12 protein-coding genes are annotated in these 14,489 nt (G+C 45.8%); 10 read left to right on the top strand and 2 right to left on the bottom strand.

From position 1 onward, the window contains the following. The first annotated feature begins 41 nt into the window (after positions 1 to 41). From purH to groL, 10 genes are all read left to right on the top strand, one after another. Entirely contained in the window at positions 42 to 1,571 is a 1,530-nt protein-coding gene (purH, locus tag BI182_RS00710; protein ID WP_070372079.1) for a bifunctional phosphoribosylaminoimidazolecarboxamide formyltransferase/IMP cyclohydrolase, read from the top strand. Between the two features lie 167 nt (positions 1,572 to 1,738). Continuing rightward, positions 1,739 to 2,995, top strand: a complete 1,257-nt coding sequence (gene purD, locus BI182_RS00705; RefSeq protein WP_286804832.1) for a phosphoribosylamine--glycine ligase — start codon at positions 1,739 to 1,741, stop codon at positions 2,993 to 2,995. Between the two features lie 270 nt (positions 2,996 to 3,265). Next, entirely contained in the window at positions 3,266 to 4,081 is an 816-nt protein-coding gene (gene proC, locus BI182_RS00700) for a pyrroline-5-carboxylate reductase (RefSeq protein ID WP_084633713.1), read from the top strand. Between the two features lie 330 nt (positions 4,082 to 4,411). Beyond that, a complete protein-coding gene (locus BI182_RS00695) occupies positions 4,412 to 7,015 on the top strand; it encodes a glycoside hydrolase family 3 C-terminal domain-containing protein (protein WP_286804829.1) in 2,604 nt (867 codons plus the stop codon). 119 nt (positions 7,016 to 7,134) lie between these two features. Further along, complete coding sequence (gene tsaB, locus BI182_RS00690; RefSeq protein WP_286804828.1) at positions 7,135 to 7,821, top strand: tRNA (adenosine(37)-N6)-threonylcarbamoyltransferase complex dimerization subunit type 1 TsaB; 687 nt, start codon at positions 7,135 to 7,137, stop codon at positions 7,819 to 7,821. Beyond that, positions 7,818 to 8,261: a ribosomal protein S18-alanine N-acetyltransferase gene (gene rimI / locus BI182_RS00685; protein ID WP_286804827.1), complete on the top strand. Its 444-nt coding sequence runs from the start codon at positions 7,818 to 7,820 to the stop codon at positions 8,259 to 8,261. Before tsaB ends, rimI begins: the two co-directional genes overlap by 4 nt. After that, entirely contained in the window at positions 8,254 to 8,946 is a 693-nt protein-coding gene (locus tag BI182_RS00680; protein ID WP_070372074.1) for a TIGR01906 family membrane protein, read from the top strand. Before rimI ends, BI182_RS00680 begins: the two co-directional genes overlap by 8 nt. 33 nt (positions 8,947 to 8,979) lie before the next feature. Then, positions 8,980 to 9,993: a tRNA (adenosine(37)-N6)-threonylcarbamoyltransferase complex transferase subunit TsaD gene (tsaD, locus tag BI182_RS00675; protein WP_286804826.1), complete on the top strand. Its 1,014-nt coding sequence runs from the start codon at positions 8,980 to 8,982 to the stop codon at positions 9,991 to 9,993. Positions 9,994 to 10,229: 236 nt separating this feature from the next. After that, positions 10,230 to 10,514: a co-chaperone GroES gene (gene groES / locus BI182_RS00670; protein ID WP_070372072.1), complete on the top strand. Its 285-nt coding sequence runs from the start codon at positions 10,230 to 10,232 to the stop codon at positions 10,512 to 10,514. Positions 10,515 to 10,544: 30 nt separating this feature from the next. Further along, on the top strand, positions 10,545 to 12,176 hold the full coding sequence (gene groL / locus BI182_RS00665) for a chaperonin GroEL (protein WP_070372071.1): 1,632 nt from the start codon (positions 10,545 to 10,547) through the stop codon (positions 12,174 to 12,176). Between the two features lie 101 nt (positions 12,177 to 12,277). Here the strand turns inward: groL and BI182_RS00660 are convergent, their stop codons facing one another. Both BI182_RS00660 and BI182_RS00655 read right to left on the bottom strand, forming a co-directional pair. Continuing rightward, complete coding sequence (locus BI182_RS00660; protein WP_070372070.1) at positions 12,278 to 12,511, bottom strand: hypothetical protein; 234 nt, start codon at positions 12,509 to 12,511, stop codon at positions 12,278 to 12,280. A gap of 41 nt (positions 12,512 to 12,552) precedes the next feature. Further along, on the bottom strand, positions 12,553 to 14,481 hold the full coding sequence (locus tag BI182_RS00655) for an ABC-F family ATP-binding cassette domain-containing protein (protein WP_286804823.1): 1,929 nt from the start codon (positions 14,479 to 14,481) through the stop codon (positions 12,553 to 12,555). Between the last annotated feature and the right edge of the window lie 8 nt (positions 14,482 to 14,489).

Below are 14,489 nucleotides of genomic sequence, written 5' to 3'. Positions count from 1 at the left end.
ACACAGGGAACTTATTAGAGTTATAAATTTGGAGGAATAAAATGAGAGCATTGTTAAGTGTATCGGATAAACGTGGGATTGTCGAATTTGCAAAAAAACTGGCAGAAATGGGATGGGAAATCCTGTCTACCGGGGGAACCGCCAAAGCTCTACGAGAAGCAGGATTGACAATTACCGGCGTTTCCGAAGTGACCGGCTTTCCGGAATGTCTGGACGGACGGGTCAAAACCCTGCATCCGAAGATCCACGGTGGGATTCTGGGTATCCGCAATAATCCCGATCATCAGAAACAGATGGCAGAGCTTGAGATTACTCCCATTGATCTGTTGGTCATTAACCTCTACCCATTTAAGAATACGATTCTGAAAGAAGGGGTTGCCTTTGAAGATGCGGTCGAAAACATCGATATCGGCGGACCAACGATGTTGCGCTCGGCAGCCAAAAACTTCAATGACGTAACTGTCGTAGTCGATCCGGAAGACTATGCTGTAGTGCTCGCAGAACTGGAAGCAAACGGTCAAACAAACTATCAAACCCGCTATAAGCTGGCCTTAAAAGTGTTTGAAACGACCTCCAACTATGATACGATGATTGCTGACTACTTAAGAAAACGAATCGACGGGGAAGTCTTACAAGACACCATCACGATGACCTTTGAGAAGGTTCAGGATCTGCGATACGGTGAAAATCCCCACCAAAAAGCTGCTTTCTATGGCGAAGTCGTGCCGGTTAAAGGCGCCCTCACCGCCGCCAAACAACTCCAGGGCAAAGAACTTTCCTATAATAATATCAACGACACCAATGGGGCTCTGGAAATCCTAAAGGAATATGGGGATGAACCCACCATCGTCGCGGTTAAGCATGCCAATCCCTGTGGCATTGCCAGTGACGAAAAAATTGCGGTGGCTTACAAAAAAGCCCATGACAGCGATCCGGTTTCGATTTTTGGTGGCATTATTGCCTCGAATCGCTTGATTGATGAGGCCGCCGCCAAAGAAATGGTGGAAACATTCCTGGAAGTAATCGTTGCACCGGGATTTACACCAGAAGCTTTGACAGTGCTGGCCGCGAAACCAAATCTGCGCTTATTGGAGCTGGCCGACATCATTCACAACGAACCCAGTTATGAAGTCAAAAAAGTGATGGGTGGTCTGCTGGTTCAGGAACGTGATACCAGCTTGTATGATGAGTTAAAAGTCGTCACCAAACGTCAGCCCAGCGAAGCCGAAATGGCCGAATTGCTGTTTGCCTGGAAAGCGGTTAAAAACACCAAATCCAACGCCATCAGTCTGACTAAAAATAAATGTCTGATTGCCAACGGACCGGGCCAGGTCAATCGGGTCGGCGCTCTGGAAAACGCCATCCGTCAGGCCGGTGAAAACGTCAGAGGCGCAGTGATGGCATCGGACGCCTTCTTCCCCTTTGACGACAGTGTCAAGGCTGCCGCCGCAGCCGGTATTACCGCCATCATCCAACCCGGTGGGGCTGGAAAAGATGCAGATTCAATCAAAGCCTGTGATGAGGCGGGGATTGCGATGGTGTTTACTGGCATGCGCCACTTCAAACACTAGTTTTGCGTCGATAATTGCCCGACTTCTGCGTTGGAGACGGTTTTGGCCTTGGTCACGTATTAATAGATACGCTCCCGTCGGCCAAAACCGTCTCCGCCTTGAATTCGAACAATTCTCTTTGCAAAACGAGGTGTTATAAAAAATGAAAGCAAAACGAGGAGAGACAGATGAAAATATTAATGATTGGATCCGGTGGTCGGGAGCATGTGTTGACATGGAAGCTTGCCCAAAGCCCCCGGGTTGAAAAAATATATGCCGCCCCGGGCAACGGCGGCATGGCAGAATTGGCCGAATGTGTGGATTTGTCGGTGGAAGATATTCCCGGCTGTTTGGCTTTTGCCAAAGAACATCAGATTGATCTTACCGTTGTCGGTCCCGAAGTCCCCCTAGTTATGGGAATGGTCGACGCTTTTGAAGCGGCTGGTTTAAAAGTTTTTGGTCCTAACAAACATTGTGCTCAGTTTGAGGGCAGCAAAGCCTTTACCAAGAAATTTTTATTCCGTCACAATATTCCCACGGCGGCCTATAAAGAATATACCGATTTTGATGAAATTATCAAAGATCTGGGTGTTTATGGCTATCCAATGGTAATCAAGGCTGATGGTCTGGCCGCCGGTAAAGGGGTACTGATCCCCGAAAATGAAACCGATGCCCGAGCCGGCATGGAAATGATCATGAAAAAAAGGGAATTCGGAGAAGCTGGCGATAAGGTCGTGATCGAAGAATTCTTAACCGGACAGGAAGCCTCGATGCTCTGTTTTGTCGATGGTAAAACGATTGTCCCGATGGAAAGTGCTCAGGACTACAAACGGGCCTATGACAATGATGAAGGCTTAAATACCGGCGGCATGGGAACCTATTCCCCCAATGTGCTGTTTGCCGATGAAACCCTGAACAAGCGCATCAAAGCAGAGATTCTGGATCCGATTATCAATGGTTTTATTGCCGATGGGATGGATTTTAAAGGTGTTCTGTTTATTGGCCTGATGATTGATAATGGTGTCCCGAAGGTTCTTGAATTTAACGTTCGCTTTGGTGATCCTGAAGCCCAGAGCGTTCTGATGCGGTTGGAATCGGATCTGGTCGAAATCATGGAAGCTGTCATTGATGGCAAGCTGGCTGATTGTGAGATCAAATGGAGTAGTAAAGAAGCTGTTTGCGTAGTCATCGCTTCCGGCGGCTACCCCGGCACTTACGAAAAAGGCAAGGTTATCACCGGCATTGAAGATATGCAAGACTGCGTCGTTTTCCACGCCGGAACCAAGCTGGTCAACGGCGAACTACAAACCAACGGCGGCCGGGTCCTCTGTGTCACAGCGCTGGGCGAAACTCGTGAAGCCGCCAGAAAAACCGTTTACGCCAACATCGGCAAAATCCACTTTGAAGGCGCCCAATACCGAACTGATATTGCAAAGTTTAACTAGCGGAAATTCATACTAAATTTGAAACTGAGCATAGTGACTTGGTTATGGATAATCCAACCCATTAATTTAAGAATTAGTGGGTTTTTCCATTTTAGGTTTGCACTGGGTTGAATTAAAGTCTAAAATAGAGGGTATAAAATTAAAAAATCCTGGTACAAAAAAATCAATCAGCTTAGCGTTGGTTGGCACGACGACTCCGATCATTTGAAGATGAACCGGTCGCTCGCAGCTGATAAACACAGCTGATTAGCATAAGCATGAGGAGTTAACGTGAAAAATAATATTGGTTTTATCGGTTGCGGAAACATGGCAAAGGCTATGATTGGTGGTTTGGTAAAGGGTGAATTATTCCGGCCGGAAAATATTCACTGTTATGATCCTGAAGACGCCGCCAGAGCTCAGGTGGCGGAAGAATATGGTGTTACGATTCAGGATTCCAATATAGCCGTGGCAGCCCAGGCAGACTATCTGGTTTTGGCAGTGAAACCCTTTTTATATGGCAAGGTGCTGGCGGAAATTGCCGGGAGTATCAAACCGTCGGTAATTATCGTCTCGATTGCAGTCGGTGTTGGCTTTGATGACATCAAGGAATTTTTGGGCAGCGATGTTAAAGTAATCAGAACCCAGCCTAGCACTCCGGCATTTGTCGGAGAATCCGATTCAACTCTGTGTCCGGATGATATCATGACGCAAGAGGACATTCAGGATATCATCACGATTTTTGAGAGCTTTGGTAAAGCTGAAATTATTAGTGAGAAGCTGATGGACGTGGTGCCCGGAATCGCTAGCTCAGCACCGGCCTATACGATGCTGCTGATTGAGGCCATGGCCGATGGTGGGGTTCTTCATGGCTTCCCCCGGGATCAGGCCTATCGCTTGTCAGCCCAGGCAGTTTATGGTGCCGCCAAACTGGTTCTGGAATCCGGCGAACATCCCGGAAAACTCAAAGATCAGATCTGTACCCCCGGGGGAACCACCATCGAAGCCGTCCGGGTTCTGGAAGCCAAAGGCTTCAGAGACGCTGTCATTTCAGCAGTTGACGCCTGCGCCAGAAAATCATTGGCAATGAGTAAGAAACAAGATTAATGTACAAATAGCATAAAACTAACCCTTTAGTTAGAGGTTGTCAATAAACTACCGTACCGACCAATTGTTAATCTGTTGTTCGCTGCGCCATGCGAAATCCGCTTTGCTCCTTTCGCATTGGTCGCGGGCAGTCGCCAACTACAAGCAAGCTTGTGATTGGCTCGTTGCCTGCGCGCAGAATCGGACAGGCTCTGCCGTGTCCGCTCCGATGCGTACAACATGATGTAACAATTGTCGGTACTGGGTTATCTTTTTTGACAGTCTGAACCCTTTAATAAAATCAAAGGTTATTGCGGAAGTTTGGTTAATCCATTAAGGAGATGATTTATCATGGATGAAGGATTAATTAAAAAAATACGACGAAATATGAGTCTCGAAGAAATGGTCTCGCTCTGTTCCGGCCGAACCGACTGGGAAACCATGGGCTATTCCAAATACGGCATCGAGCCGGTATTTATGGCCGACGGCCCCCATGGCATGCGGGTGATTGAAAATGAAGGCGCACTGGGGATTCCCCAGGGTAAACCGGCCACCTGTTTTCCGCCGGCGGTGCTCTCGGCCTGTTCCTGGGACGAAGGTCTGCTTGAATTTGTGGGCCGAACCATTGCCTTGGAGGCCCGCAGTCTGGGCGTTGATCTAATTTTGGGGCCCGGCATCAATATTAAGCGATCGCCTTTGTGCGGACGTAATTTTGAATATTTTTCAGAAGATCCGCTGTTGTCAGGCCGGTTGGGGAAAAGTTTTATTCTCGGCGCAAAAGATCATGGCGTGGGAACGACAGTCAAGCATTATCTGGCCAACAATCAGGAAACCCGGCGCATGACGGTGGACGAAAAGATTGATATCCGGGCGCTGCGGGAAATCTATTTAAAACCCTTTGAGATCGCCATCAAAGAAGGAAAACCGATGGCGGTGATGTGTTCCTATAACAGCATCAATGGCAAGTTTGTCTCCCAGAGCAATTATTTTCTGACCCAACTGCTCCGTAATGAGTGGGGTTTTGACGGGATTGTCATCTCCGATTGGGGGGCTGTCTATGATCGGGTCAGAGGGGTATTGGCGGGAATGGATCTGGAAATGCCCGGCAATGGCGGTGTCAATAATCAAAAGATATTTGACCGGATCAAAGAAGGGAAACTGAAAGTCACCATTCTCAATGAGATGGTGGAACGGCTGATTCGGTTTTCCTTTCAGGCTAAGGAAAACCGTCGCAATTATGCTACTAATCTGGAAATTGAACCAAAAGGTCATCACAAAATCGCCCAACTGGCGGCGGTTGAAAGTATGGTGCTGCTTAAAAATGAAGCGTGTATTCTGCCCATTGATCGGACCAAAATCAAGAAGCTGGCGATTATCGGAAGCATGGCTTTTGATCCCCGCTATCAGGGCAGCGGCAGCTCAAAAATAAATCCCTACCATATCGATTCACCTTATGAACGGATTAAAAAATTGGTGGGCGATGAAATCCAGTTGTTCCCGCATCAGGGCTATATTCATGATGAGGTGGTGGAGCAGATTCATTTGGCCGAGCAGGCGGAGGAAGTCGCAAAAAACTCCGAAATGGCATTGTTATTCGTGGGTTTGCCGGATCACGATGAGTCAGAAGGTTATGACCGGACCCATTTGCATCTGCCCCAAAAACAACTTGCCCTGATCCGTAAGATCTGCAAGGTTCAACCTAAGACGGTGGTGATTGTTCAGAATGGCGGCGTTGTTGATATGAGCTGGGAACACCAACCCCAGGCCATCGTCGAGATGTTTTTAGGCGGTCAGGCGGGCGGTGATGCCATTGCCAAGCTTTTATTTGGCGAAAATAATTTCTGCGGCAAGCTGGCGGAAACCATTCCAATGCGGCTGGAAGACACCCCGGCTTATATTAATTTTCCGGGAATCCATGATGAGGTGGTTTACGGCGAAAGTATTTTTGTCGGCTACCGATATTACGACTTTACGAAGAAGAAGGTCCGTTTTCCCTTTGGATTTGGGCTCAGCTACACCGATTTTAACTATGAACCGATTGATGAGCCAGCGTTAACAATCGATGCAGAAAAAATGGTTACCGTTAGATGCCGTGTTACCAATTCCGGCGTAATGAACGGCAAGGAAATTGTTCAGTTATACACGGGAAAATCAGATACCGCCATCCTGCGGCCACTGCGGGAACTGCGGGCCTTTAAAAAAGTCTTCATCCCGGCGGGGCGTTCGGCCGAGGTCAGCTTTGAGTTGGGACTCAGTGATTTTTGCTATTATAATCCCACCACCAAATCCTGGGAACATGAGTCGGGCAGTCACCAGATCTATATCGGGTCATCCAGCCGGGATTTGCCGATTGTCTATGCGGTTCAGATTACCAAAGATCTGATCCATCCGATCAACCCCTTATCCTATCTCAGCGATTTTGAAAAAACCGAGCGGGGACAGACGATCTTAAAACTACTGCTCTCGGGCTTTGAAGAAATCATGGGGGATGACCAGACCAGAGAAGATGACTTTTTTATGACGATGCTGGCCAACACCCCCTTGCGCAAACTGGTTGAGTTTTCCAATGGCATCTTCACCGAAGAATGTATTGATAAGATTATTGAACTGGTCAATTCAGATCAGTCACTGGAAGGGATTACCTTCGAAAAGTTGGTTAATTGTACCGAAAAGAAAAAGGGTTTTTTCAAAAGTCTTTTCGGTGGTAATGAGGAAGAGTACCTCTGTATCCATTCTAAAGTTCGGGATCTGGTCGAGGATGAGGATGTTATGCAGATTCTCCGAAATTATTTTGGTGACGAAACTTTTGAAAGTGACTATCTGCAAATGGCCATCAAAATGGGAATCTGCTTTGATAAGGCTCAGAAATTACTGCCCGATGACTTTTTTTCCGACGAAAAGCTTAAGGATATCGATCGGGATCTCAAAGTACTGGCAAAGCTAAAAAAGAAGTAAGATGATTAAGAAAAAGCGTACCGATTTGTTACAATCTAAAATCGGTACCTTCTCTTTGTCGGGCTGGGGTATTATTTTAAAATAGTTCAGCAAATAATAATTAAGAAGGAAAGCAAAAGATGAATACACTCACCATTGATACATCCACTATTGTGGCAACGGTTGCCATATTAAATGAAGAAAAACTAGTCGGCGAAATGATTATCAATCATCAAAAAAAACATTCCGAAAAACTGATGATAGCCATCGATCATTTGCTCAGTGATGGGGGTCTTTCGATTCAGGATATTGATGTTTTCGGCATTGTCTCCGGCCCCGGTTCCTTTACCGGCTTGCGCATTGGTATGGCGACCGTCAAGGGCTTTGCTCAGGCTCTGAATAAACCGGTGGTGGGAGTATCCACCCTGGAAAGCCTGGCCATGAATATTCCCTTTGCCAATGGTCTGATCTGTCCGATTCTGGATGCCCAGCGTAACCAGACCTATACTGGTGTTTTTCATTTTGAAGACGGCCAACTGGTTCAGGATCTGGCCGATGCGGTGATGGAAATTGACGAGCTCATTACTTTTTTACAAGGGCGAAAAGAGACCATCTATTTCTTGGGTGATGGCTTACCCCGCTTTTCACAAATCCTGCAGGGAGCGATTCCTACCGCCCGGATCGTTCCCAATTATCTCAACATGAACCGGGCCTCGTCAGCCGCTGCCCTGGTCCTTAAGCGGGCCTTAAAGGGGGCGACCAGCCATTATCGGGAAGTGGAACCCTTTTATATTCGGCCTTCCTACGCCGAAGAGCATAAAAAATGATGATCCATTATCGACTGATGGAGTCCCGGGATGTCCCCGGCGTTTTTAAGGTGGATCAGGCCTGCTTTTCACACAATTGGACCGAGGATTCCTATAAGGCAGAAACTAACAATATCCTCTCCAATTATATTGTCGCTGAATTAGATGGCGAAATTATTGGTTTTGGTGGCTTCTGGCAGGTGATTGATGAAGCCCACATTACCAATATCGCAGTACTGGAAGCCTATCGCCAGACCGGGGTGGGGCAAAATATTATCAATGCAATGCTGGCCCTGGCACTGGAGCAAGGTTGTGTGGCGATGACACTGGAGGTCAGGGCGGATAATCAGCCGGCTATCAATTTTTATCTGAAAAACCAATTTACCCGGCAAGGACGACGCAAAGATTACTATGGCACGGGAATGGACGGAATCATCATGTGGAGGTACAAACTTGAATAAAACCATCAAAATAGTTACAGTGTTGCTGGGAATCCTTTTTCCGGTTATTATTTTTATCAGCGGCATTGAAGCAGCGGTGTTTGACAAAGCGTTTTACATGGATCAGATGGAAAAAAATCAGGTCACTGATAACACTGGTATCTATCCCCCAGATATGGAACTGGTGGTCGATGAAATCATCAGCTACCTCAAGGGCGACCGGAAGGATTTTGACATCCAAGCCCGTTTAGCCATTGGAAGTGCCAAAAACGTTGTCGACAGTGTTTCAATTTTTAATGACAAAGAAATCACCCATATGGACGATGTCAGAGACTTGTTGCTTTTCTTTCTCGGTCTTCGGGACGCCGCTCTGATTCTGGCGCTGATCGCTTTTCTGGTGCTGTTAAAATACGATCGCCAGGCCATTATCAAGGCCTTGTTCTATGGATCGGCCACGTTTTTGGTGATCTTGCTAATTGTTGGTGCGAGTTTTATTTTTAATTTCAATAACACCTTTATCCTCTTCCATCAGTTATTTTTTTCCAACGACTTATGGATTATGGATCCTTCCACCGACCGACTGATCTGGATTGTCCCCGAGCCCTTCTTCTTCGCCATGATCGGCCGAATGGTCATCTATATTCTGGTACCCCTGGGACTCATCACCCTGGGAACGGGGCTGGTTTTGAAAAAGAAAAACATATAAAATAAATAACGAGAAATTCTAATCGAGGTAAACATGAAAATTCTTAGTATTGAGACATCCTGTGACGAAACATCCGTGGCCATTGTTGAAGATGGCCGGAACATATTGACCAACCGGATTTATTCCCAGATTGATATTCATCAGAAATATGGGGGTGTGGTACCAGAGATTGCCTCCCGCAACCATGTCACTAAACTGCCCTATATCATTGACGAAGCCCTGGCCGAAAGTAAGCTTTCCCTGGCCGAGATGGACGCCATTGCCGTGACCAATGGTCCCGGTCTGGTGGGGGCGCTGCTGATTGGTCTCTCTACGGCCAAAGCAATGGCTTACAGTCTCGGGAAACCGCTGATCGGTGTACACCATATTGAAGGCCATATCGCCGCTAATTTTTTGCAGTTTCCGGAGCTTACACCGCCCTTTTTGACATTGGTGGTATCCGGCGGCCACAGTCATCTGGTCCTGGTGGAAGATTACCAGACTTTCAAGGTGCTGGGCCGAACCATCGATGATGCGGCGGGAGAAGCCTTTGACAAAATATCCCGGGTTTTGGGATTGGGTTATCCCGGCGGTCCGGCCATTGATGCTGCGGCCAAAAATGGCAACCCCGAGGCGATCGCTTTTCCCCGAGTGATGCTGGATAAAACTGAGTATAATTTTAGCTTCAGCGGTTTGAAATCGGCGGTGCTCAATTACCTCAACGGCAAGAAAATGAAAAATGAGGCGGTCAATCCCGATGATGTGGCCGCATCGTTTCAGCTGGCCGTTATCGAGGTGCTGGTCAGCAAAACCATTGCCTGTGCCAACAGTATTGGCATGAAGAGTATCTGCATGGCGGGCGGGGTGTCCTGTAATTCGTTGCTGCGAAAAATGATGGGACAGGCAGCCGCTGATGCGGGCATGACCTTGTACTATCCAGATCCTATTCTCTGTACCGATAACGCCGCTATGATCGGTTCGATGGCTTACTATAATTATATCAATGGGGAAGAGAGCGACCTGAGTCTCAATGGCATTCCGGGTTTAAAAATCGGAACCCGTCAATAAAGGCAGACAGGAAATACGGCCTGTCGACAAAAGGGTAGACACGTTTATATAAAGAGAAGTGTACCCTCTTTAAAAATTAAAACAATCTTAAAAAAAATTAAGATGAACGAAAAGGGAAAAAATACTTGCAATCAATCTGCAAATCATTTAAAATACTATTAGCACTCAAGATGAATGAGTGCTAATAAATGAAATAAAAGGTACAGCGTACCCAATATAATCAAATGGAGGAAAAAATGAGTTTAAGACCTTTAGGTGACAAAGTAGTAATTAAAGTTAAAGCTGAAGAAGTAAAAACTGTTGGTGGAATTGTTTTACCAGGATCAGCCCAGGAAAAACCACAGCAGGGTAAAGTAGTGGCTGTCGGAACTGGCGAAATTATCGATGGTAAAAAGGTGCCATTGGATGTTAAGGTAGATGATGAAGTTATCTATTCCAAATATTCCGGCAATGAAGTAAAAATTGGCGATGAAGAGTTTTTAATCATCCGTCAGGCTGATATTTTAGCAATTGTAGAATAATAAAATTTAGAAAAACAGGAGGAAAATAATATGGCTAAAGAGATTAAATTTCGTGAAGACGCCAGAGCATCTCTGATCACTGGTGTAGATAAATTAGCAAATACTGTTAAGGTGACATTAGGACCAAAAGGAAGAAATGTTATTTTAGCTAAATCATACGGTTCACCAACCATCACCAATGATGGGGTAACCATTGCCAAAGAAATTGAGCTGGAAGATGCCTTTGAAAACATGGGTGCGCAGCTGGTTAAAGAAGTTGCTACTAAAACAAATGACGTCGCAGGGGACGGAACAACCACAGCTACTTTATTGGCTCAGGCAATTGTTCGTGAAGGTAACCGTAACGTTGTTGCCGGTGCAAACCCAATGGTTCTTAAAAAAGGGATTGAAAAAGCAGTTGCGACTGTTGTCGAAGAATTAAAAGCAAACAGTAAAAAAATTGAAAGCAAAGAAGCAATCGCTCAGGTTGCATCCATTTCGGCAGCCGATGCCGAAATTGGAAAACTGATTTCCGAAGCGATGGATAAAGTCGGTGATGACGGAGTTATCACCGTTGAAGAAGGCAAAGGTATGGGTACCGAGTTAGAGTTTACTGAAGGGATGCAATTTGACCGGGGCTACTTATCAGCGTATATGGTAACTGACACCGAAAAAATGGTTGCCATCCTGGATAATCCCTATATCTTAATCACTGACAAAAAAATCTCCAATATTCAGGAAATTTTACCAGTTTTGGAACAAATTGTTCAAACTGGCAGTAAGCTGTTAATTATTGCTGAAGATGTTGAAGGCGAAGCATTGGCAACATTGGTTGTTAATAAATTACGGGGAACCTTTAACTGTGTCGCAGTAAAAGCTCCTGGCTTTGGCGATCGTCGTAAAGCGATGCTGGCTGATATTGCCGCATTAACTGGCGGAGAAGTGATCTCGGACGAATTAGGCTTAGAATTAAAAACCACAACCATTGAACAATTAGGCCGTGCCCGTCAGGTAAAAGTTGACAAAGAAGATACCATTATTGTTGAAGGTAGCGGAAATAAAGAGGCTGTTGAAGAACGAATCCGTCAGATCAAAGCGCAGATTCCAGAAACTTCTTCCGAATATGATAAAGAAAAACTTCAGGAACGTTTGGCTAAATTATCCGGCGGTGTAGCAGTTATCCAAGTTGGTGCAGCTACCGAAACTGAACTGAAAGAAATCAAATACCGTATCGAAGATGCTTTAAATGCGACTCGGGCAGCGGTTGAAGAAGGCGTTGTGTCCGGTGGTGGTACCGCTTATATTAATGCGATTCCAAAGGTTGATGCCTTAATCGAAACTCTTGAAGGCGACGAAAAAACTGGTGCTGGTATCATCCGTCGGGCGATTGAAGAACCAATGCGACAAATTGCTGAAAATGCCGGTCTTGAAGGATCGGTTATTGTTTCACAAATGGCTGGTAAAGCTGTTGGCGTTGGCTATGATGCTTCTAAAGGCGAATTTGTTGATATGTTCAAAGCGGGCATTATTGACCCGACCAAGGTTACCCGTTCAGCGATTCAAAATGCCGCCAGTGTTTCGGCAATGTTCTTAACCACTGAAGTAGCGGTTGCTGATCTTCCAAGCGAAGATGCCGGTATGGGCGGAATGCCAGGTGGCATGGGCGGAATGCCAATGATGTAAGCCTCCGGCTGCATCAGTAGATAAACTAAAATAATTAATATAAGCAACCAAAAAGGCAGTCTCTCGCGAGGCTGCCTTTTTAATTGCGGTTTTAGAAGCATTTAGTCGACATTGTAGGGGATCCCGGCGAATAGGACTTCCATCTCCGGTTGTTCCAGCTCTGCCAGTTTGATAATGAGACCATTGATTAAAGTGATCAGGGCTTGGGCATCGGGAGATTCATCATCGATCGGTTTGGCAGCATAAAGGGCAACCAGCATGGTGTTGCGGGTGGTTCCTTTCACTTCTTTAAACAGGGTATTTAATACCTTTTTTTCATTTTTAGTCAGTTCCATTTCTTCCTCCAATAATATATTATTGCTTTATTAAACGATTGTTACTCGGTTTCCAGAGCCAGTAAGGCGACTTCCCAGGAATCCGTTAACTCAGATAATTGCTGTTTGAGTGCTTCATAGGACAGATTGATCTCAGCTGCCAAAGCCAGGTTATCATAGAAATCCGGAGCACACATGGCAGTTTCAATGGATTCGATTTTCTGTTCAGTCACTAGTATGGTTTCTTCAATTTCCTTAACCTGCTTCTTCAAGAGCCGAATACGGGCTTCTTCTTCTTTTTGCTTTTTGCGATCCGTTCGCTGCTGTGTTTTGGTTACAATTGTTTTATTCTCTTCGGCCAGAACAGCTGCCCGGGCGGAAGCATCCGCCTTTTGTTTTAAGTAGTCATCATAGTTGCCCAGATGGATTTCCATCCCATCAGCTGAGAACTGGTAGATCTGGGTTGAAATTCGATTTAAAAAATACCGGTCATGGGAGATAAACAGTAAGGTGCCCTCATATTGGCTCAAGGCATTTTCAAGGATTTCTTTGGTGTCCATGTCAATGTGATTGGTCGGCTCATCCATCAATAAGAAGTTGGACTGAGAAATCATCAAGCGGGCCAACAGCAACCGGGCCTTTTCACCGCCAGATAGGGTGCCAATCGGTTTAAAGACCTCATCGCCGACAAATAAAAAGGCCGCCAGGATATTGCGCAATTCGCCTTCAGTCAGTTTCGAATCGACATCCCACAGGGCTTCCAGCAGATTTTCATTGTAGAATTGCTTCAGAGCCTGATGTTCCTGATCGAAATAACCGATATGGACCTTCTGACCCAGTCGGATTTCGCCGGCATCGGCGGCCAACTTTTTCTGCAAAATGCGAAAAAGGGTTGTTTTTCCGGCACCATTGGGTCCAATGATGCCGATTTTATCACCGCGATGAATTTCAAAATTCATATTCTGAAAAAGCAGACGATCGCCAAAGGATTTTTTAATCCCTGTCACCGCCAAAACGTCATTGCCGCTTTTAACCCGGGGGACAAAGCTGAAATGGCTGTTATGAGCAGTTTCGACCTTGTCGAGCAACTCAATCTTACTGAGGGCTTTTTCCCGGCTTGAAGCCCGTTTTGAGCTTTTGATGGAGTTATAAGCCCGGAACCGGTCGATGACTTCCTGCTGGTGTTTGATTTCTTTAAGTTGTTGTTGATACTGATGATTTTGTTCCATCATATCCTGTCGCTTTTTTAGTGCATACTGGGTATAATTGCCTTGATATTCTTTGATGTTTTTCTGGGATACTTCGATAATTGAAGTACAGACTTTATCGATAAAATAGCGGTCATGGGACACGATGACAAAAGTACCGGGGTAATTCTTCAGATATTGTTCCAACCACTGCAGGGCATCGATATCGAGGTAGTTGGTGGGCTCATCCAATAAGAGCAGTTCCGGTTCCTGAAGTAGGATCTGGCCCAACGTAGCACGGGTTTTTTCACCGCCGCTAAGCATCGAGAAGGCTTTAGTTTGATCTTCGGGCTTAAAACCGAGGCCATTGATGACACCCCGAATTCGGCTGGGGTATTCATAACCGTGTTGTTCGGCAAAACTTTCTTGCAATTCCCCAAACTCTAGTATCAGTTTTTCCTGCTCTGCCCCGGTGCTGTCGGCAATGGCAGCGCCAATTTGTTTGATTCGCTTTTCCATGTCAATCAGCGGTTTAAATACATCAGTGAGCATTTCGAGTAGGGTTGTGTTCTCGGCAATTGTGGACTCCTGAGATAAATAGCTGATGGTTAGTCCGTTTTTTTTGCTGATTCGTCCGGTATCAGGGATCAGTTCGCCAGTAATCAGCTTAAGCAGCGTCGATTTTCCGGTACCATTGCGGCCGACCAGACCGATTTGTTTTTTTTCATTAATGGATAGATTAAGATTATTAAAAATTTCATGAATGCCATAACTAAAATGCAAATTTTCGATATTGATTAACATTATTTCAC

It is taken from the genome of Acetobacterium sp. MES1 (assembly GCF_002237635.1).
GTDB lineage: Bacteria > Bacillota > Clostridia > Eubacteriales > Eubacteriaceae > Acetobacterium > Acetobacterium wieringae.
The sequence above is the reverse complement of the archived record's forward strand: the minus strand, read 5'-3'. Positions and strand labels throughout refer to the sequence as shown.

Excerpts from the sequence above, each read along its gene's own strand:
- BI182_RS00695 (WP_286804829.1), top strand. The coding sequence starts at position 4,412 with ATGGATGAAGGATTAATTAAAAAAATACGACGAAATATGAGTCTCGAA.
- tsaB (WP_286804828.1), top strand. The coding sequence starts at position 7,135 with ATGAATACACTCACCATTGATACATCCACTATTGTGGCAACGGTTGCC.
- BI182_RS00660 (WP_070372070.1), bottom strand. The coding sequence starts at position 12,511 with ATGGAACTGACTAAAAATGAAAAAAAGGTATTAAATACCCTGTTTAAA.
- groL (WP_070372071.1), top strand. The coding sequence starts at position 10,545 with ATGGCTAAAGAGATTAAATTTCGTGAAGACGCCAGAGCATCTCTGATC.
- purH (WP_070372079.1), top strand. The coding sequence starts at position 42 with ATGAGAGCATTGTTAAGTGTATCGGATAAACGTGGGATTGTCGAATTT.
- purD (WP_286804832.1), top strand. The coding sequence starts at position 1,739 with ATGAAAATATTAATGATTGGATCCGGTGGTCGGGAGCATGTGTTGACA.
- groES (WP_070372072.1), top strand. The coding sequence starts at position 10,230 with ATGAGTTTAAGACCTTTAGGTGACAAAGTAGTAATTAAAGTTAAAGCT.
- BI182_RS00655 (WP_286804823.1), bottom strand. The coding sequence starts at position 14,481 with ATGTTAATCAATATCGAAAATTTGCATTTTAGTTATGGCATTCATGAA.
- tsaD (WP_286804826.1), top strand. The coding sequence starts at position 8,980 with ATGAAAATTCTTAGTATTGAGACATCCTGTGACGAAACATCCGTGGCC.
- rimI (WP_286804827.1), top strand. The coding sequence starts at position 7,818 with ATGATGATCCATTATCGACTGATGGAGTCCCGGGATGTCCCCGGCGTT.